The organism is Agromyces italicus DSM 16388 (assembly GCF_000421545.1).
Classification (GTDB): domain Bacteria; phylum Actinomycetota; class Actinomycetes; order Actinomycetales; family Microbacteriaceae; genus Agromyces; species Agromyces italicus.
This window is the reverse complement of the sequence record NZ_ATXF01000011.1, coordinates 122,941-141,430: the sequence shown is the minus strand read 5'-3', so window position 1 is coordinate 141,430 and position 18,490 is coordinate 122,941. Positions and strand designations below refer to the sequence as shown.

The 18,490-nt window shown below is 71.4% G+C and carries 16 protein-coding genes and 1 pseudogene; 9 read left to right on the top strand and 8 right to left on the bottom strand.

Features of this window, described 5'->3' with window-relative positions; all coding sequences use genetic code 11:
- Positions 1-11: 11 nt before the first annotated feature.
- Genes H516_RS0116515 through H516_RS0116505 form a run of 3 tightly spaced genes read right to left on the bottom strand, consistent with a single transcriptional unit; the run spans position 12 to position 3,282 of the window.
- Positions 12-1,115 carry a phosphotriesterase family protein gene (locus H516_RS0116515; protein WP_022890810.1) on the bottom strand — a complete coding sequence of 368 codons (1,104 nt, stop codon included), beginning with the start codon at positions 1,113-1,115 and terminating at the stop codon, positions 12-14.
- Entirely contained in the window at positions 1,112-2,281 is a 1,170-nt protein-coding gene (locus H516_RS0116510) for a phosphotriesterase family protein (RefSeq protein WP_022890809.1), read from the bottom strand. The genes H516_RS0116515 and H516_RS0116510 overlap by 4 nt, the downstream gene beginning before the upstream one ends.
- A 2-nt stretch (positions 2,282-2,283) precedes the next feature.
- Positions 2,284-3,282, bottom strand: coding sequence for a methyltransferase (locus H516_RS0116505; protein WP_022890808.1), 999 nt, complete (start codon positions 3,280-3,282; stop codon positions 2,284-2,286).
- A gap of 196 nt (positions 3,283-3,478) precedes the next feature.
- On the opposite strand from H516_RS0116505, the gene H516_RS20735 reads away from it, so the two are divergent.
- Entirely contained in the window at positions 3,479-4,228 is a 750-nt protein-coding gene (locus H516_RS20735; protein ID WP_022890807.1) for an alpha/beta fold hydrolase, read from the top strand.
- Between the two features lie 58 nt (positions 4,229-4,286).
- On the opposite strand, the gene H516_RS0116495 is transcribed toward H516_RS20735, so the two are convergent.
- Complete coding sequence (locus H516_RS0116495; protein WP_022890806.1) at positions 4,287-5,270, bottom strand: aldo/keto reductase; 984 nt, start codon at positions 5,268-5,270, stop codon at positions 4,287-4,289.
- Positions 5,271-5,382: 112 nt separating this feature from the next.
- On the opposite strand from H516_RS0116495, the gene H516_RS0116490 reads away from it, so the two are divergent.
- Positions 5,383-6,123 carry an SDR family NAD(P)-dependent oxidoreductase gene (locus H516_RS0116490; RefSeq protein WP_022890805.1) on the top strand — a complete coding sequence of 247 codons (741 nt, stop codon included), beginning with the start codon at positions 5,383-5,385 and terminating at the stop codon, positions 6,121-6,123.
- Between the two features lie 77 nt (positions 6,124-6,200).
- Here H516_RS0116490 and H516_RS0116485 read toward each other — a convergent pair whose 3' ends face one another.
- Positions 6,201-7,628 carry an amidohydrolase gene (locus H516_RS0116485; RefSeq protein ID WP_022890804.1) on the bottom strand — a complete coding sequence of 476 codons (1,428 nt, stop codon included), beginning with the start codon at positions 7,626-7,628 and terminating at the stop codon, positions 6,201-6,203.
- Positions 7,629-7,740: 112 nt separating this feature from the next.
- Here H516_RS0116485 and H516_RS0116480 point away from each other — a divergent pair, with 112 nt between their 5' ends.
- The 7 genes and pseudogenes from H516_RS0116480 (at position 7,741) to H516_RS0116455 (ending at position 14,693) form a co-directional block, all read left to right on the top strand.
- The gene (locus H516_RS0116480) at positions 7,741-8,850 is read left to right on the top strand and encodes a zinc-binding dehydrogenase (RefSeq protein ID WP_022890803.1); all 1,110 of its coding nucleotides are present in this window, start codon (positions 7,741-7,743) and stop codon (positions 8,848-8,850) included.
- 17 nt (positions 8,851-8,867) lie between these two features.
- Complete coding sequence (locus H516_RS0116475) at positions 8,868-9,830, top strand: aldo/keto reductase (protein WP_022890802.1); 963 nt, start codon at positions 8,868-8,870, stop codon at positions 9,828-9,830.
- A 2-nt stretch (positions 9,831-9,832) separates the two neighbouring features.
- Complete coding sequence (locus H516_RS0116470; RefSeq protein WP_245561867.1) at positions 9,833-10,846, top strand: alpha/beta hydrolase; 1,014 nt, start codon at positions 9,833-9,835, stop codon at positions 10,844-10,846.
- On the top strand, positions 10,843-11,835 hold the full coding sequence (locus H516_RS0116465; RefSeq protein WP_022890800.1) for an alpha/beta hydrolase: 993 nt from the start codon (positions 10,843-10,845) through the stop codon (positions 11,833-11,835). Before H516_RS0116470 ends, H516_RS0116465 begins: the two co-directional genes overlap by 4 nt.
- 72 nt (positions 11,836-11,907) lie before the next feature.
- Positions 11,908-12,336, top strand: a pseudogene (locus tag H516_RS22790) (MFS transporter); the annotation flags it as partial.
- 58 nt (positions 12,337-12,394) lie between these two features.
- A complete protein-coding gene (locus H516_RS22785; RefSeq protein WP_245561866.1) occupies positions 12,395-13,156 on the top strand; it encodes an MFS transporter in 762 nt (253 codons plus the stop codon).
- Between the two features lie 103 nt (positions 13,157-13,259).
- The gene (locus H516_RS0116455; RefSeq protein ID WP_022890799.1) at positions 13,260-14,693 is read left to right on the top strand and encodes an aldehyde dehydrogenase family protein; all 1,434 of its coding nucleotides are present in this window, start codon (positions 13,260-13,262) and stop codon (positions 14,691-14,693) included.
- A 95-nt stretch (positions 14,694-14,788) separates the two neighbouring features.
- Here the strand turns inward: H516_RS0116455 and H516_RS0116450 are convergent, their stop codons facing one another.
- Genes H516_RS0116450 through H516_RS0116440 form a run of 3 tightly spaced genes read right to left on the bottom strand, consistent with a single transcriptional unit; the run spans position 14,789 to position 18,443 of the window.
- Complete coding sequence (locus H516_RS0116450) at positions 14,789-15,625, bottom strand: ABC transporter ATP-binding protein (protein ID WP_022890798.1); 837 nt, start codon at positions 15,623-15,625, stop codon at positions 14,789-14,791.
- The gene (locus H516_RS20725) at positions 15,622-17,505 is read right to left on the bottom strand and encodes a dipeptide/oligopeptide/nickel ABC transporter permease/ATP-binding protein (protein WP_022890797.1); all 1,884 of its coding nucleotides are present in this window, start codon (positions 17,503-17,505) and stop codon (positions 15,622-15,624) included. The genes H516_RS0116450 and H516_RS20725 overlap by 4 nt, the downstream gene beginning before the upstream one ends.
- Positions 17,502-18,443 carry an ABC transporter permease gene (locus H516_RS0116440; protein ID WP_022890796.1) on the bottom strand — a complete coding sequence of 314 codons (942 nt, stop codon included), beginning with the start codon at positions 18,441-18,443 and terminating at the stop codon, positions 17,502-17,504. Before H516_RS0116440 ends, H516_RS20725 begins: the two co-directional genes overlap by 4 nt.
- Between the last annotated feature and the right edge of the window lie 47 nt (positions 18,444-18,490).

Below are 18,490 nucleotides of genomic sequence, written 5' to 3'. Positions count from 1 at the left end.
GGCGTGGCGGTTCAGCCCACCGGCGCCCGGAACGTCAGCGCCCGTGCCGGGTTGTCGACCATGATGCGCGAGACGACCTCGTCGGGCATGCCGAGCTCGACGAGCGTCGGCAGGAAGTGCTCGGTGACGTAGGTGTAGCCGTGTCCGCCGTACCGCTTCAGCTGGATGCGCTGGCAGACGTCGGTGCCGACGAGCATCTGGTCCGCCCAGCCGTCCTCGGCGAGGGCGACGAACGAGGCCGCCGTCGTACGGTCGGTGAAGGGCCAGAGGGTGCCCCACGGGCTGCCCGTCGTGCCGAGGAAGTCGGCCTCCACGTACACTCCCCGAGACAGCAGGCGCCGAGCGAACGCGAGGTCGTCGCCGATGCCGCCGGTGTGCCCGAAGACGACACTCCGCGGGTCGACCCCCTCCTCCTCGAGCACATCGAGCACCCGCAGCTTCTCCTCGCCGAAGCCGCCCTGGTGGAAGGTGATCGGCGCGCCGGTGAGGGCGGCCGCACGTCCGGTGGCGCGCACGCTCTTCAGCTCGTCGTCGGAGAGCGGGTTGCCTTCGACGCCCACCTCGCCGATGATGCCGGCGCGCACGCCGGTGCCGTCGACACCGTCGATGACGTCGCGCACGATCTCGGCCGCGAGCTCGTCGACCGTGCGGCTGCCGAAGTCGGCCGGGTGGAAGTTCTTCTCGTACCAGCCGCCGCCCATCACGATGTTGAGACCGCTCGCCCGCGACAGCCGTTCGAGCGCCCGAGCGTCGCGGCCGATACCGAGGCTCGTCACCTCCACCATCGTGCGGCCGCCGGCGTGTGCGAACTCGGCGACCTCGGCGAGCATCTCATCGAAGTCGCCGAGCACGTCGTTGTCTTCGATGATGCGACCGCTGCGCACCGCCGCGAGGTTCTCGAGGGTGAGCGGCTCCTTCGACTCGGGGGTGCCCCACCCGGGGCGCGGATTGTGCTCGGGGCGGCGCAGGTCGACGAAGACGTGCTCGTGCATGAGCGTCGGGCCGAGCGACTCGGGCGGGACGGGCCCGGTGACGGTCTGCACGAGGCCCTCGAGATTCGGGATGGCGCTCAGCTCGGCGACACCCAGGTTCGCGAGCAGTTCGGAGTGGCTCATGCGATGGGCTCCACTTCGGAGAATGCGAGGAATCGGGCTGCGTTGCGCTCGGTGACGGCGTCGAGCAGTTCGGCATCGGCGCCGAGCATGCCGAGGTAGGGCGCGAACCGGGCGGGCACGAATTCGTAGCCGTTGCCGCCGAACGCCGCGAGGCGGTGCTTCTGGGCGATACCGCTGCCGAGCAGCACCCGGTCGGAGACACCGCGTTCGGCGAGGGAGAGCACGGCGAGCGCGACGTCGTGATCGGCGACCTCGGTGCGCGCGGTGGGGATGCGGCCGAGGCCGTCGAAGAGCAGCTGCACGCCACGGTCGAGTGCCGCGTCGAGTTCGCCAGGCCGTGCGAGCAGGCACGAGGCGTCGGCCAGTGCGATGCGCTCGCCGGCGATGCCGGCGGCGAGGAGACGATCGAGCGCGGCGTGCGCCGCGGCGATGCGCTCGGCGGGTGCGAGGGTTCCCGAGCCCGCGCGGTGCGGGGCGATGCCCGAGCGCGCCGCCGCGGAGCGGCGGAGGCCGAGCGTCGCATCGGCTTCGTCGATCCGCAGCACGAGCGGCGCACCGGTCGTGATGGCCGCGCGACCCGCGGCCTCGAGCAGCGCCCGGCTCGAGGCATCCGCCGCCCGGAACGGGCCGACCACGACCACGCCGGCCGGGTGCGGATCGTCGTCGATCTCGGCGACGATCCGAGTGGAGAGGTCATCGGCGGAGGCGCCCGCGAGCTCCGGCGACCACGCCGCCTCGTGCCATCCGGCAGCGCGGACGATGTGCACGCCGGCGTGCCGAGCGACGCGGGCGAGCGCGCTCGGGTCGGGCGAGCACCCGAACGCGGTGAGTTCGACGATCGTGCCGCCGCCGTTCGCGGCGAACGTCTGCGCCCCGGCGAGCGCCGTGACCTCGTCGAGCCGCAGGTCGTCGTCGTTGTACGCACCCATCGCGAGGCGTCCGAGCGTGTCGATCGACACGGGCAGACGAGCGAAACGAACCTCGGTCGCCGCGCGCGGCCGGTCGCGCCCGATGCGCGCCCAGCCGGCGTCGGTGTCGTCGGGGGTGGCGAAGTTCGAGACGAGATGCTCGCCTGCGACCGTCGCCCCGAGCGCGGAGGGAGCGACGGGGCCGAGCACGGTGCGGATGGAGCCGGCGATGGGATCGACCGTGCGTGGCCCCGCCACGATCAGACTGCAGTCGCGAGCAGGATGCGCGGGCTGCCGGGCAGGTCGACGGTGCCCTCGGCACGCCAACCTGCGGACTCGAGCCACGCGTTCACCTCGGACTGCGGGTACACGACGGTGCCGTCGATGTTGTAGTACTCGCCGGCGTGCAGCGCGTCGATCTTGCGCTGGCGCTCGGCGTCGTCGAGGTAGAAGTCGAGCAGCATGAGCTTCGCGCCGTCGGCGGCCGCCGCGCGGGCGTTCGCCAAGATCGTCTGGTTCTCCTCGGCGCTGAACCGGTGCAGCACGTGGTTCACCATCACGAGGTCGTGGTCGCCGCCCGGCAGCACGGTCGCCGTGTCGCCCCCCTCGACGGTCGAGCGCTCGCCGAGACCGGCAGCGTCGACGGCCTCCCGGACCGAGTCGGTGAAGTCGGGTGCGAAGACGAACCGGGTGATGAGCTCGGGGTTCTGCTGCATCGCGCCGATCGCGAAGGCGGGGCTGAGTCCGCCCAGGTCGAGCGCCGAGCGGTAGGGCGAGAAGTCGAAGTTCGCGGCGAGCTGCTCGCCGTGCAGCACGTTGTACGTCATGACGCCGGCCATGAAGTCGCCCCAGCCGGCCTCGTCGAGCTCGAGCGTTCCGGGCTCGTCGGTGTCGACGGTCGAGTCGTACTCGAGCCACTGCGTGTAGCTGATGTCGTTGAGGAACGCGAGGAAGGGCGTGAGGTCGACCTCGCCCGTGCCCGACAGGTAGGCCGCGGCATCCGGTTCGAGCCGGTAGCGGCCCTCGCTGCGGGCGAGCAGTCCCTGCGCGGCCATGCTGTCGGCGAGGATGCGAACCTGGCGCGGTGCGCGGCCGGTGGCGGCGGCAAGCTCGTCGAGGCTCTTCTCGCCCTCGGCGAGCGCAGCGAACAGCCCGATGCGGCTGGCCGCGAAGAGCTGCTTCGCGCCCATGAAGCCGATCGCGATGTCGAGGATGCGCTCGGGAGTGGCGGGGGCGGTGGCGGTGGAGTCGTCGGTCATGGAGACGTCTTTCTGTCGCGGCCGCCGGGAATCCTCGGACGGCGGTGTCGTGAAGGTCGAGTGATAGTCTACGAACGTTGAAAAACAATGTCCAGCGCAGTCGCCGGTATTTTCTCCATACTGAGAAAAACACACTGGATGCCCCGGACGCCCGTTTCACCGTCGAAACCCGTCGACCCCGCTGAAAGAGGTTCGAATGCAACTCGCCACCACCGTCACGCCCGCGGCGGGGGCCGCGGTCTCCGTCGGCGCGACCGTGCTGCCACCCGTCGTCCTGCTGCACGGCTTCTCCTCCTCGGGTGAGGAGGACTTCACCGCGACCGGCTGGCCCGCCTCTCTGGCCGCGGCCGGCCGCACCGCGATCCTCGTCGACCTTCCGGGGCACGGCGCGAATGCGGCGATCGCCGACCCCTCCGAGGCGACGACCTCCGCGGTCGTCGCGGCGATCGCCGACGCGGTGGCCGGCTCCGGCGTCGAGGCTCCGTCGTTCGACGTCGTCGGCTACTCGCTCGGCGCGCGCCTCGCCTGGGAGCTTCCCGCCGCCACCGGTGGTCGGGTCCGCAGGCTCGTGCTCGGCGGCCTCAGCCCGTTCGAGCCGTTCGCCGCCGTCGACCCGGCCGAACTCGCCGAGGCGATCGCCGGAACCGGCGCGCCGACGAACCCCGTGACGGGCATGATGGCCGCGATGATCCAGGCTCCCGGGCGCGACACCGCCTCGCTCGCGAGGCTCATCACCGGCCTCGCCTCCGAGCCCTTCGAGCCCGCGACGGGCGCGCCGGGCGTGCCGACGCTGTTCGTCGCTGGCGAAGGGGACCCGATGTCGCAGGGCGTCGAGGCGCTCATCGAGCTCGTGCCGGACGCTCGTCTCGATCGCGTGCCCGGTGACCACCGCGGCGCACTCGACTCGCCCGAGTTCCGGGCGACGACGATCGCGTTCCTCGCATAACACCGCGACGAACGAACGGCCCGGTTCCGTCGGAATCGGGCCGCTCGTGTATTCGTCGTCAGGCCGCGGGCGGCGCCCACGTTCCGTCGGCCGCGACCGCCCGGTCGAGCCAGAGCTCGGCGGTCGCGTCGCGCAGCGGCTCGGCGCCGACGCGGGCGAGGAGTTCGATCGCCCCGAGGTTGTCGTCGAGCTGCTCGACGCGCGAGGCGCCGAACAGCACGTTCGCCGTGGCGGGGTTCGCGAGGCAGAAGGCGATGCCGAGCTGCGCGGGGGTCGCCTCGAACCCGGCCGCGATCTCCTCGAGGCGCGGGTAGGCGGCCACGATCGCGTCGCGGATGCCGCCGACGTCGGCGCCGATCTTGCGTGCCGGCGAGGTCTTGCCGACGAGGATGCCGCCCTCGAACGCGTCCGAGGCCTGCAGTGCGAGTCGCCCCTCGGCGAAGTACCGGCCGTAGCGCTCGCCCTCGGCCATCGCACGGCGGACGAGCCCGTACTTCAGTTGCGCGAAGGTCGGCGGGGTGAGCCCCTCTGCCGCGGCGAAGTCGAGGGCGAGGTCGAGCGCGTCGGCCGGCCAGTTGTTGACGCCCCAGGAGCCGAACCGCCCGGCATCGATCTCGGCCTGCACATCGACGACCACCTGCCGGATGTCGAGCTCGCCGAAGAAGTCGCCCACGACGACGGTGTCGGCCTTCTCGACGCCGATGCGTTCGAGCGAGGTCGTCATCTGCTCGGCGAACCCGGTCTGCGGGTACTCCCAGAGCCAGAGCTTGCCGCAGAGCAGGTAGTCGTCACGCGAGAGCCCCGCCTCGCGCACCGCCTCGCCGAAGTAGAGGTCGGTACGGCTCGCCTCCGCGTGCGGGCCCATGTTGTAGTAGGCCACGTCGAAGAATGCGGCACCGACCTCGGCCGCGCGTCGGATCAGCGCGACGCGGTCATCGGGCGCCATCCGGTCCCAGATGTTCCACGAACCGAGCGCGAAGACCGGCACGTCGGGGCCTCCGGGGCCGAGTCGGCGGGTGGGAACGGTTCCGGTGGAGCTCACGGGCGCCTCCTTGCAGACGTGTTGTTTTTCTACGTTTGTATAATATAACTGCGCTGCGGTTACCGCACGTGTCGGCGCGCCGCGCCCGAACCCCGACGACGAAGGAGTCTCCATGACCGAATCACGCACCGTGCTCATCACCGGCGGAGCCGGCGGCATCGGGCGCGGCATCGCAGCCGCGTTCCTCGAGGCGGGCGACCGCGTCGTGCTCGCCGACGTCGACGAGGCGTCCGTCACGAGCGCGGCCGCCGAGATCGGCGCCGCAGCCGTCGTCGTCGACATCAAGGATGCCGCGGCCGTCGCCCGCTGCCTCGAGCAGGTCGAGCGCGAACACGGCGCGGTCGACGTGCTCGTGAACAACGCCGGCATCCTCTCCGTCCACGGCTCGGTGACCGAGCTCGACGCCGACGCGTACCGTTCGATCATCGACGTCAACATCGTCGGCACGTTCAACATGACCCAAGCGGTCGCCAAGCGGCTCATCGCCCGCGGGCGAGGCGGCGCGATCGTCAACATCTCCTCGATCGGCGGCCGCCAGCCCACCCCGGGCATGGGCGCCTACGAGTCGAGCAAAGCCGCCGTCGACTCGATCACCCGCTGGGCCGCGATCGAGCTCGCCGGCAACGGCATCCGGGTGAACGCGGTCGCCCCGGGCCCGGTGCTCACGCCGATGCTCGCAATGGGCATGCCCGAGGGCTCACCCGCACGCGCGGCGTGGACGAGCCGCATCCCCCTCGGCAAGCTCGCCGACGTGGACGACATCGCCCCCGCCGTCGTCTTCCTCGCCGGCGCGAGCGCCGGTCACATCACGGGGGTGAGCCTCGCCGTCGACGGCGGGCAGCTGCTCACCTGAGCAGCCCTCGCGTGAGCGGCTGGAGGGGTGCCCCGCGGGGCACCCCTCCAGCCCTCTAGTTGCGCGTCGGGTCGCCGTCAGCCGATCGCGGCCGTCGCCCGCTCGTACACGATGTCGCCGTCGACGACGGTGAGATCGATGCCGACTTCCGGAAGCTCTGCGGGCGAGACATCGAAGGGATCGCGCTCGAGCACGACGAGATCGGCCACCATGCCGGGGGCGAGCGTCCCCTTCCAGCCCTCGGCGAGGTCCTGTCGTGCCGGCGCGACCGTGTAGGCGCGCAGCAGCGCCCCCATCCGCGCGACGCGTTCGGCGTCGGAGGCAGGGGTTCCGAGCCAGGCATCGGCCGCCGCGACCCCGTGGCGCCAGTCGGGCGCGAGAATCGGTGCGTCCGACGACAGCGACAGCACGCCCGCGCGCAGCGCCTCGGCGATCGGCCAGGCCGCCCGGGTGACCTCGGCCCCGAGCACACCCTCGAGCCAGCCGGACGTCGCGGCGGCGATGCCCGCCTGGAGGTTGAGGCCCATTCCCGCCTCCGCGAGGCGTGCGACCGCCGCGGGCGTGGCGAGATCGCCGTGGATGACGTAGTGGCGAAGGTCGGCCGGAGTTCGGGCGACGGCCAGCGCGACCTCGTCGACGACGGTGTCGATCGTGAGATCGCCCGTGGCGTGCACCCCGACCTGGAGACCGGCGTCGTGCGCGAGCCGGATCATCGCACGAAGCCGTCGTTCGCGATCGGCCGGGTCGGCGCCCTCGACGAGGAGCCCGCCGTGCGAGCCGTCGGGATAGTCGTGGCGGGTCCACGCCTGGAGCATCGGCGGAATGCCGTCTCCGAAGATCTTGACGCCCGCGAGGCGCAGCCGCTCCGGGTGCGCGGTCTCCCGGACGAGCCGGTTCAGCCCATCGCCGAACTCCTCGAGGCGAGAGGGCCCGTCGAGCACGCCGAAGAGGGCGAGCACGTTCACCCGGGCGCGCAGCGCCCGCTCGGCGTCGAGCTCGAAGTACGCGTCGAACACGTCCTGCCCGAAGCATCCCGTCTCACCACGGTCCTCGCCCGGCCCGATGCCGGGTTCGGTATAGCTCGTGATCCCGAGCGAGGCGATGAGCTCGCCCGCGCGCAGGATCGCCGCGCGGCGCTCGGCCCGGCTCGACAGCAGCGGCGCGGCGGCACCCGCGGTGTGCGGGTCGACGGATGCCTCGGCCGCACCCTGCGCCGGATCGCCACCGCCGAAGAACGTGGTCGGCCAGATCGCCCCGAGCCAGCACGCGTGCAGGTGCGAGTCGTTGATCCCCGGCATGACGGCACGGCCGGCGAGGTCGACGACACGGGTATCCGAGCCGATGACGCGTTCGACCGATGCATCGTCGCCGAGTTCGACGACGCGACCCCGTCGTACGGCGATCGCGGTGCCGCGGGTGTCGGCATCGTCGAGGGCGAGTACCGCGCCGCCGCGTAGCACGAGGTCTGCTTGGCCGTCGGCACCTGGTCGTTCGGCGTGCTGCACGTCTCCTCCTCGAGCGCTGGCAATTTTGGTCAACATCTGTAGAATAACCCACATCCGGCGGCCCGGTCGACAACGTCGCGACGCAGCGGTCCGCCCCGAACGGAGCAACTCGATGACGATTCCCACCTCCACCCGCGCCGCCGTACTCACCGAGCACCGCGCCCCGCTCCTGCTGCAGGAACTGCCGCTGCCCGCGACGATCGAGCCCGGCGCCGCACTCGTACGCATCACCTGTTCGACCCTCTGCGGCACCGACATCGAGATCTGGGAGGGCAAGATGACCTTCCCCGGCATGCTGCCCATGGTGCTCGGCCACGAGATGGTGGGCGAAGTCGTCGCCGTCGGCGAGGGCACCCGCGACGCCATCGGCCGCGAGATCACGGTCGGCGCGCGCATCGGCTGGTCGGAGTCGACCTGCGGCGAGTGCTTCGGCTGCACCGTGCTGCGCCAGCCGGTCGCGTGTTCGCGTCGCGGTTACGGCTTCCTGCAACGCTCCGATGTTCCGCCGTTCGCGACCGCCGGCCTCTCGGAGTACGCCTACGTCGTGCCCGGCGCCGCCAAGCTGCTGCTGCCCGACGAGGTCAAGGACACCTGGGCCTCGATGGCCGGGTGCGCCGCGAAGACCGTGCTGCGCGCATTCGAACGGGCGGGCGGGGTGCGCCCCGGCTCGCGCGTCGTCGTCCAGGGCTCGGGCGCCCTCGGCATCTTCGCGACCGCCGTCGCCCGAATCTCCGGCGCCGGCAAGGTCATCACGGTCGGCGCCCCGGCCGAGCGGCTCGCCGTCGCCCGGCGCTTCGGTGCTGACGCGGTCGTCGACATCGCCGACGGCTCCGAGTCGACCGTGAACCAGGTGCTCGAACTCACCGGCGGCGAGGGAGCCGACCTCGTGATCGACCTCGCGGGCGCCCCCTCGGTCGGACCCGAGGCCATCGGCATGGCCGCCCAGCAGGGCACCGTCGTCATCGTCGGCTCGACCGGTCCCACGGGCGACCCGATCACCCTCTCGGCGATCATGGGCAAGGAGCTCACGCTCGTCGGCTCGCTCAACGGCGACGTCTCCGACTACTACCGGGCGATCGAGTTCTTCCGCGCCTTCGCCGACCGCTTCGCCTGGGACGAACTGTTCTCCGAGCCGTGCGGACTCGCCGAGGCGTCCGACCGCATCGCCGACATGTCGACGCTCGGCGAGATCAAGGCCGTCATCGACCCCCGCCTGCCGTGACCGAGAAGGAGACAGCTATGACCACCGCTCTCGTCCCCCGCCGTGCCATCGGCACCTCGGGGCTGCATGCCCCTCGGCTTTCGCTGGGTTCGTGGCACACCTACGACCGCATGCACTTCGAAGACGCCGTCGGACTCGTGCGAACCGCGGTCGACCGCGGAATCAACCTGTTCGATGTCGGCGTGTACGCGTTCCCGGGCGGGCCGCCCGCCTTCACCGACGTACTGTTCTCGGCGATCATCCGCGCAGCGGGCGTCGAACGCTCCGACTACCTGCTGAGCGAGAAGCTCTGGCTCGAGGGGTTCGGCGACGGGGGCTTCCGGCCCCAGCTCGACCGGGCCCTGTTCCGCGTCGGCACCGACTACTCCGACCTGGTGATCCTCGGCGACCTGCGCGAGAACGTCATCGACTTCCGCGACCTCGTGCTCGACCTCGCCATGCTGCGCGAGACAGGCCTCATCCGCGCGTGGGGCGTCAACAACTGGTCGGCGACGAACATCCAGAGCCTCATCGACGTCGCGGCACGAGAAGGCGTGCCCGGGCCCGACATCGCACAGTTGAAGTACAGCGTGTCACGGCGTTCGATCCCCGACGGCGAGCCGTTCGCGGCGCTCTGGCGGCAGGGCCTCACGATGCAGGCCTCCGACGTGATGGAGGGCGGCATCCTCGCCGGCAACGTCGCCCCGACGCGCGAGGTCGGTCGCGACCCGGGCGGCATCCGCGAACGCATCGTCGCCTCGGTGCCCGATTTCGAGGCGATCGCCGCCGAACTCGAGACGACCCCGGCGCAGCTCGCGGTCGCCTTCACCCTCACCCACCCCGCCGCCGCCACCACGCTCTTCGGCGCCACGAAGCTCGCCCAGCTCGAGTCGAACCTGGGTGCACTCGACCTCGTCGAACGCGTCGGAGCGGCCCGCCTCCGCGAACTCGTCGAGCCCTTCTGGGCCGACCGCGGCGTCGTCGACCCGGAAGGACCGTGAACGTGACCGACGCCGTCCTCCGCCCCGTGCCGTTCGACCCCGAGATCGCGCCGATCATCGAGGCCATGGCGACCGAGCCCCAGCCCGCGATGACCGAGGAGACGCTCCCGCTCATGCGCGGCAGCGATACCGCCTTCCCGGCAGCCGACGCTGCGCTCGTGGCGCGCGAACGGGGCATCGAGGCCGAGGAACGACGGATCCCCGGCCCCGCAGGCGCCCCCGAGCTCGAGCTCACGCTCTTCCGCCCCGTCGAGCATTCCGCTGCGGCCTCCGTCCCGGCCATCGTGAACATCCACGGCGGAGGCATGATCGTCGGTCACCGCTCGTGGGAACACGCCCGCATCGCCGACCTCGTCGAAGAGCTCGGCGTCGTCGGCGTCAACGTCGAATACCGGCTCGCCCCTGAGCACCCGTTCCCGGCGGGCGTCGACGACAACTACACGGCCGTCGCCTGGGTCGCCGCCCACGCCGCCGAGCTCGGCGTCGACGCCTCGCGCATCGTCGTGATGGGCGGCAGCGCCGGCGGTGGCTTCTCGGCCGCGGTCGCGCTCATGGCACGCGACCGGGGCGGCCCCGCGCTCGCCGGTCAGCTGCTCCTGTGCCCGATGCTCGACAACACCAACACCAGCGTCGCGAGCCGGCAGTACGACGGCATCGGCACGTGGCAGCGCGAAGCGAACCTGTTCGCCTGGCGCTGCGTGCTCGGCGAGGAGCTCGCCGGCTCGCCCGAGGCACCCGCCTACGCTGCGCCGAGCCGCGCCGACGACCTCTCGGGGCTACCCCCTGCCTTCATCGAGGTCGGCGCTGCCGAGATGTTCCGCGACGAGGACGTCGACTACGCGAGCCGGATCTGGGCCACCGGTGGCCAGGCCGAACTCCATGTGTGGCAAGGCGGCTTCCACGGTTTCGACATGTACGCACCCGAAGCCGAAATCACGAAGGCCGCCCTCGCCACCCGCGTCTCCTGGCTGCGTCGTATCCTGGGCCTGGCGGCGCCCATGGGAGACAACGAATGACCGGCCGCGGTCCCGCCCCCGTTCCCTACGACTCCGAGCTCGAGCCCGGCCTCGCGTTCTTCCTCGACCTCGTCGAGCAGATCCCACTCCGGGCAGAGACGATCCTCGCCAATCGCGAGCACTTCGCGACGATCATCCAGCCGATGTCGACGCAGGTCGGCGAGCTGCCGGTCGAATGGGAGGATCGGGTCATCCCAGGCCCTGAGGGTGCTCCCGACGTCGCGATCACGATCGTGCGCCCGGCAGGCTCGGCCGGCGGGGCACCCCGCCCCGCGCCCGGCGTCCTCGGCATCCACGGCGGCGGATACGTGCTCGGCACCCGCTTCTTCGGCACCGGCGAGCTCATCGACCTGGCCCTGCGGTACGGCACGGTCGGCATCGCGGTCGAATATCGGCTGGCTCCCGAACACCCCGCGCCCGCGCAGGTGGAGGACTGCTACGCCGCGCTCGAATGGTTCGCCGCCAACGCCGTCGAACTCGGCATCGACCCCGACCGCATCATCGTCTCCGGCGCGAGTGCCGGCGGCGGGCTCGCCGCAGCCGTCTCGCTCGTCGCGCGCGACCGTGGCGGGCCGGCGCTCGCCGGCCAGCTGCTCAACACCCCGATGATCGACGACCGCAACGACACCGTCTCCGCGCACCAGTACGACGGCATCGGCGCGTGGGACCGCAACAACAACGACACGGGGTGGAACGCCATGCTCGGCGCCGATCGCGGCACCGACCGCGTGTCCCCGCATACGGCGCCCGCTCGGGCGGCCGACCTCGGCGGCCTCCCGCCCGCCTTCATCGAAGTCGGCTCGGCGGAGGTCTTCCGCGACGAGGCCACCGATTACGCACTGCGCATCTGGGCCGCCGGCGGCCGGGCCGAACTGCACGTCTGGTCGGGGGCCTATCACGGCTTCTCCGGCTTCTCGCCCGACGCGATCGTCTCGCACGCGGCGATCTCGGCCCGCGACAGCTGGCTGCGGCGGGTCTTCGCCGGCTGAACCGAACCCCTCGATGGATGCCCCGGCCCGCGCTCACGGCATCCGTCGGCCTGCACCGACCGGAAGTGAAGAATGACGACCGCGAAACCCGTGATGAGCGTGCGCCGATCCATTCTCGTGCTCGGCCTGCTCGAGGCCTTCGGGCCGCTGTCGATGGACCTCTACATGCCGCAGCTGCCGCAGCTCGCCGCGTCGCTCGGCACGAGCGACGCACTCGCGCAGGCGACGATGTCGGTATGCATGATCGGGCTCGGCCTCGGGCAGCTCGTGGCCGGCCCGCTCTCCGACCGCTTCGGCCGCCGCCGCCCGCTCCTCGTCGGGGTCGCGCTCTTCGCGGTGTTCTCTCTCGCCTGCGTGTTCGCGCCGACGATCGAGCTCCTGCTCGTCGCACGCGCGCTCCAGGGTCTCGCCGGCTCGGCGGGCATCGTGATCTGCCTGGCGGTCGCCCGCGACATGTACCACGGCGCCGAACTGAGTCGGATGCTCTCGCTGCTCGCACTCGTCTCGGCGAGCGCGCCGATCATCGCACCGGTCATCGGGGGGGCAGCTGGCGCTCGTCATGGACTGGCGCGGCATCTTCGGTGTGCTCACCGGCATCGGCGTGCTGCTCTTCGTGCTCGCCGCCACCTTGCTGCGCGAGACGCTGCCTCCCGCGCGCAGGCACGGCGGCGGCGTGCTGCGCACCACCGGTCGCCACCTCGGAGAGCTCGGGCAGGACCGCGTCTTCGTCACCCTGCTCATCGCCTCAGCAGCTGGCGGCGTCGCATTCTTCACGTACCTCTCGCAGTCGAGCTTCGTGCTGCAGAACGAATACGGGCTGAGCCCGCAGCTGTTCAGCCTCGTGTTCGCCGCCAATGCGCTCGCGAACATGATCGGCGCGCAGGCGTCGCGCCTCGGCGTGCGCCGACTCGGCCCGGTACGCATGTACCTCGGCGGGCAGACCGCGACCGCGTTCGCCGCCCTGCTGTTCGCCGGTGTCGCGCTCGCCGGCCTGCCCGTCGCCGCGGTCGTCGGCGCGCTCGCCCTGTACCTGTTCTCGACCGGCATCGGCGGCCCCAACGGCACCACGATCGCGCTCGGCGCACACGCCGAGCGCGCCGGCACCGCCTCGGCCGCACTCGGCACGCTGCAGTTCACGATCGGTCCGATCGTGGCACCGTTGGCCGCCGTCGGCGGGTCGAACGCCATCTCGATGTCGGGCACCATGGCCGTCGCCTCCTGCGTCGCGGCGGCACTCGCCTGGCTCGTCGTGCGCCCGCTCGCCGTACGCGCCGCCGCGGGGCCCGCCGACGGCACTCCGTCCCGCGCCGACGAGCGATGAACCGGCGTGCACGCCGGTACAAGCGCCACGCACCTGAAGACAAGCGGTGCGCCGGGCACCGTCCTAGCGTGAGACGACCACTGGACTCGACGTGGAGGAACCCATGACCCATGACACCCCGACCGGCCTCGACTTCGCCGCCCTGCTCGCGGCGATCACGCCCGCGGCGGGCCCGACCCGCGAGGTGCACGACCCCGCGACCGGCGAGCTGATCGGCACCGCCCCGGTGCAGGACATCGCCGATCTCGAGGCGGCCGTCGAGGTCGCCGTCGCCGCCCAACCGGGCTGGGCGGCCCTGAGCGACGGAGAACGACGCAGCCACCTGCACAAGGCGGCCGACGCCATCGACGCCTCGGCCGAGGCGCTCGCCGAACTGCTCTCGCGCGAGCAGGGCAAGCCGCTGAACGGCCCCAACGCCCGATTCGAAGTGGGAGCCTGCTCGGCATGGCTCCGCGCCACGGCCGACACCGAACTCCCGGTCGAAGTCGTCGTCGACGACGGAGAGAACTACGCCGAACTGCACTACCGCCCCATCGGCGTCGTCGGCGCGATCGCCCCGTGGAACTGGCCGATGATGATCTCGATCTGGCAGATCGCGCCGTCGTTGCGCATGGGAAACACGGTCGTGGCGAAGCCCGCGGAGACCACGACCCTCTCGGGCCTGGCGCTCGCCACCGTGATGAACGACGTGCTCCCCGCAGGCGTGCTGAACATCGTCGCGGGCCCGGGCCGCACCGTCGGCGACGCCCTCACGAAGAGCCCGAAGGTCGGCAAGATCATGTTCACCGGGTCGACCCCGGTCGGCAAGCGCATCATCGAGGCCAGCGCGGGCAACGTCACCCGGCTCACCCTCGAGCTCGGCGGCAACGACGCCGGCATCGTGCTGCCCGACGTCGACCCGGCCGCCATCGCCGAGAACCTCTTCTGGGGGGCGTTCATCAACACCGGACAGACCTGCGCCGCGCTGAAGCGGCTGTACGTGCACGATTCGGTCTACGACGCCGTGGTCGAGCACTTGGCGGCCTTCGCGAAGCACGTTCCGATGGGCGTCGGTCTCGACGAGCAGAACGTGCTCGGCCCGCTGCAGAACCGCGGCCAGTACGAGATCGTCGACCGCCTGGTCGAGTCGGCCAAGGCCTCGGGCGCACGCGTCGTGCTCGGCGGCGACCCCGATCACGGTGCCGTCGGCAACTTCTACCCGACGACGATCGTCGCCGACATCGACCCGCACAACGACCTCGTCGTCGAAGAGCAGTTCGGTCCGGCGCTGCCGGTCGTCCGCTACACCGACCTCGACGAGGTCATCGGGCTGGCGAACGAACTCGAAGTCGGCCTGGGCGCCTCCGTGTGGTCGAGCGACCGCGACGAGGCCCGCCGCATCGCCGCGCGCCTGCAGGCCGGCACCGTGTGGATCAACTCGCACGGCGGCCTGCACCCCATGGTGCCGTTCGGCGGCGCGAAGCAGTCGGGGTACGGACGCGAGTTCGGCGTCGAGGGCCTGAAGGCCGTCGCCGAGCCGCAGGTCGTCAGCGGCTGACGTTCAACACGAGGCATCCCGCCGTTTCTGCCGGACGACGAAGGAGGGGCCCTGCGCGAGCGGGGCCCCTCCTTCGTGTGGTGCGATCGCAGCGCCTACGCCGCCTGCTCGGCGCGCAGCGCCAGCCATGCCTCGCGCCGCTCGGCCTGCAGCACGGGGTCGGCGACGGGAGAGGCCATGAGCAAGCGCCTGCTGTACGCGTGCTGCGGGTCGTTCGTGATCTGCTCGCCGTCGCCGGTCTCGACGAGATCACCCCGGTACATCACCGCGACGCGGTGGCACACCCGACGCACGACGCCGAGGTCGTGCGAGACGAAGAGGTACGAGACCCCCGAATCGCGCTGCAGCTCGATCAGCAGCTCGAGGATGGTCGCCTGCGTGGTGAGGTCGAGCGCGCTGACGGGTTCGTCGCAGATGATGAGCCGAGGCCGGCGCACGAGGGCGCGCGCGATCGCGATGCGCTGCCGCTGCCCGCCCGAGAACTCCCTCGGGTAGCGGTCGAGCACGTTCTTCGGCAACCGCACCCGGTCGAGCATCTCGCCGACGGCGGCCTTCGCCTCGGCCCTGCCGGTGCCCGCCGTCGCGAGGGGCTCGGCGAGGATGTCGCCCACCGTCATGAGCGGGTCGAGCGAGCCGTACGGGTCTTGGAAGACGACCTGGATGTCGGCGGCGAGCTCCCGCCGGTCTCGGCCCTTCGCGTGCGTGATGTCGCGGCCGTCGAAGGTGATGGTGCCCGACGCGACCGGCACGAGGCCGAGTACGGCCTTGCCGAGCGTCGACTTGCCCGACCCCGATTCGCCCACGAGGCCGAGGCACTCGCCGGCACCGACCTGGAGCGAGACGCCGTGCAGCACCGGCGTCGGCTCGCGCCTGGTGCCGTAGGCGACGACGAGGTCGGAGACCTCGAGCAGCGGCTTCTCGATCGTGCTCATGCCCGTACCTCCCGGCGGTCGGCCTCGTCCGAGGCATCCGTGTTCTGCGTGGCGGCCGCAGGGTCGGCGGCCCTCGTTGATCCTGCGGGTTCCCGGGCCGCCCGATCGAGTTCGCCCCGGCTCTCCGCACCGTCGAGCGAGGCCGCGATGAGTTCGCGGGTGTATTCGCGCTCGGGCGCCGCGAAGAGCCGCGTGGTCTCCCCGATCTCCTCGATCGAACCGCTCCGCATGACGACCACCCGGTCGCAGATGTCGGCGACGACGCCGAAGTTGTGGGTGACGATGACGAGCGCCATCCGGTACTCCTGCTGCAGCTCGCGCAGCAGCTCGAGCACCTCGGCCTGCACGGTCACGTCGAGGGCCGTCGTCGGCTCGTCGGCGACGAGCACCGAGGGGCGGCCCGCGATCGCGCCGGCGATGAGCACGCGCTGGGCCATGCCGCCGGAGAGTTCGTGCGGGTACGAGCGCATCACGCGGGCAGGGTCGGCGATGCCGACGCGCTCGAGCATGGCGAGGGCGCGGGCCTTCGCGACACTGCGACTCATGCCGTGCACGGCGCGCAGCGGCTCGGTGAGCTGGTGCCCGACCGTGAACGACGGGTCGAGGTTCGTCATCGGCTCCTGCGGCACGTAGCCGATCCTGTGGCCGAGCAGCTTCGCGCGCGCGGCGCGCGGCAGTCGCGTGACGTCCTCACCGCCGATCCAGATCGCGTCGGCGGTGTAATAGCCCGACTTCGGCAGCAGGTCGAGCATCGAGAACACGGTCTGCGACTTGCCGGAGCCCGACTCGCCGACGATGCCGAGCACCTCGCCGGGGGCGACGTCGAGGGTGATGCCGTGCACCACCTCCACCACGCCGCGAGGAGTCTCGTGCTTCACCCGCAGGTTCTCGAGCCTCACCGCCGAGTCGGCGGCCGCGTGCGAGACCGAGCCGGTCGCCGCCTCGACGGCGCCGGCCGGCAGCGCGTCGGCGTTCGTCGCCGCGAGCCTGCGGCGCTGGCGCCTGGTGAGCGTCGTCGTCTTCACGCTGATGACGTCGGCGAGGGTGGAGCCGAGCACCGCGAGAGCGGCGATCGAGATTCCGAGCGCGAGCGAGGGCCAGAGCAGCAGCAGCGGGTCGGTGCGCATGACGCGGAAGCCCTCGTTCATCGCGGCACCCCAGCCGGGGGTCGTCCCGCCGCCGATGCCGAGGAACTGCAGGCCGGCCTGCATGCCCATCGCCATTCCCGCGGTGAGCGCCGACTGGATGACGATCGGTGCGAGCACCGGGCGGATGACGTGCCGTGTCATGATCCTGGTGTTCGAGAGCCCGGCGACGCGCGCGGCGTCGACGTAGGGCTCGTTCCGCACCGCGAGCACCGTCGAACGGGTGAGGCGGAAGTAGCCGGGCGCCATGAACACGCCGACGGTGATCATCAGGAGGTCGAAGTTGTTTCCCGTGTTCGCTCCCACGATCAGCAGGATGATCATGCCGGGCACCGACTGGACCGCGTCCGAGATCCAGGTACCGATGCGGTCGGTCCTGCCGCCGAAGTAGCCGGCCGCGAGACCCGACGGCACGCCGATCACGATCGACGTGCCGACGGCGACGAAGGCCCCCCAGAGTGTGATCCGGGTACCGTAGATGAGCCGGCTCAGCACGTCTCGGCCGGTCGTGTCGCCGCCCAGGGGGTGCTCGGGGCTGGGCGCGGCGCGCGTGATGGCGAGATCGACGAAGTTGGGGTCGTACGGGGCGAGCAGCGGAGCGAAGACCGCCACGAGCACGATGAGCACCAGGATGGCGAACGAGATCGCCCCCGCGGGCCGCTTCAGCAGCCGCACGAAGGTCGACCCGCGGCGGTGCTCGCGGGAGCCGATGTTGTCGGTGAGCGGGGCGGTCATTTCACACGCACCTTCGGATTGATCCAGCCGAGCAGCACGTCGAGCAGGAGGTTGATGATCACGACGAAGACGACCGTGATGACGGTGATGCCGAGCAGCATCGGGATGTCGCCGTTCTGCGAGGAGGACTGGGTCAGCGGCCCGACACCCGGGAGCGCGAAGATCTGCTCGACGATGATCGCCCCGGAGAGCAGCCCGACGAACATCAGCGCCAGGATCGTCAGCGACGGCGGTGCGGAGTTGCGCAGGAGGTGCGTGACCAATCGCGGCCGCGAGAGTCCTCGACTGCGGAGGGTTCTCATGTAGTCCTGGCCGTCGGCCTGGATGATCGCATTCCGGAGCTGCTCGGCGATCATGACCACGGCACCGAGCGCGAGCGAGATCGCGGGCAGGGTGATCGATCGCAGCCAGTCGGGGATGGACTGCCCGGGCGGCACGTAGCCGACGGCCGGGAACCACTGCAACTGCACGGCGAAGGCCATGACGAGCACGAGCGCCACCCAGAACCCGGGCAGCGCGAACAGGATGACGGCGGCCGCCTTGACGACCCGGTCGATCCAGGTGTCGGGCCGGAGACCGGCGAGCACGCCGAGCAGCCCGCCGAGGACGGCGGAGAGCACGATCGCGAAGGTCACGACCGAGAGGGTCACGGGCAGCTTGAGCGCGATCTGCGCGCCGACGGGCTGGAAGTTCTTCCACGAGGTGCCGAGGTCGCCCTGCACGAGACCGCCGAGCCAGTCGAGGTACTGCACGAGCACCGGGCGGTCGGTGCCGATCTTCTCGGCGAGCGCGGCCTGCGCGTCAGGGGTCGCCGCGCTCCCGAGCAGGCCCAGCGTCGGATCCGGGATGGCCGCGTGCGCGAGGAAGAACGTCGCGGTCGACATCACGAACAGCAGGATCACGCCGGACACGAGTCGCTTGAGCGTGAAGATGAACATCGGGACTCCCGGGGTCGGGTCGGGGCGAGTGGTCGGGGTCGGACCAT

What these genes read in the sequence shown, in the direction of transcription:
- H516_RS22785 (WP_245561866.1), top strand. Translation starts at nt 12,395, where the DNA reads ATGGACTGGCGCGGCATCTTCGGTGTGCTCACCGGCATCGGCGTGCTG.
- H516_RS0116455 (WP_022890799.1), top strand. Translation starts at nt 13,260, where the DNA reads ATGACCCATGACACCCCGACCGGCCTCGACTTCGCCGCCCTGCTCGCG.
- H516_RS0116450 (WP_022890798.1), bottom strand. Translation starts at nt 15,625, where the DNA reads ATGAGCACGATCGAGAAGCCGCTGCTCGAGGTCTCCGACCTCGTCGTC.
- H516_RS0116490 (WP_022890805.1), top strand. Translation starts at nt 5,383, where the DNA reads ATGACCGAATCACGCACCGTGCTCATCACCGGCGGAGCCGGCGGCATC.
- H516_RS0116465 (WP_022890800.1), top strand. Translation starts at nt 10,843, where the DNA reads ATGACCGGCCGCGGTCCCGCCCCCGTTCCCTACGACTCCGAGCTCGAG.
- H516_RS20725 (WP_022890797.1), bottom strand. Translation starts at nt 17,505, where the DNA reads ATGACCGCCCCGCTCACCGACAACATCGGCTCCCGCGAGCACCGCCGC.
- H516_RS0116440 (WP_022890796.1), bottom strand. Translation starts at nt 18,443, where the DNA reads ATGTTCATCTTCACGCTCAAGCGACTCGTGTCCGGCGTGATCCTGCTG.
- H516_RS0116475 (WP_022890802.1), top strand. Translation starts at nt 8,868, where the DNA reads ATGACCACCGCTCTCGTCCCCCGCCGTGCCATCGGCACCTCGGGGCTG.
- H516_RS0116480 (WP_022890803.1), top strand. Translation starts at nt 7,741, where the DNA reads ATGACGATTCCCACCTCCACCCGCGCCGCCGTACTCACCGAGCACCGC.
- H516_RS20735 (WP_022890807.1), top strand. Translation starts at nt 3,479, where the DNA reads ATGCAACTCGCCACCACCGTCACGCCCGCGGCGGGGGCCGCGGTCTCC.
- H516_RS0116515 (WP_022890810.1), bottom strand. Translation starts at nt 1,115, where the DNA reads ATGAGCCACTCCGAACTGCTCGCGAACCTGGGTGTCGCCGAGCTGAGC.
- H516_RS0116505 (WP_022890808.1), bottom strand. Translation starts at nt 3,282, where the DNA reads ATGACCGACGACTCCACCGCCACCGCCCCCGCCACTCCCGAGCGCATC.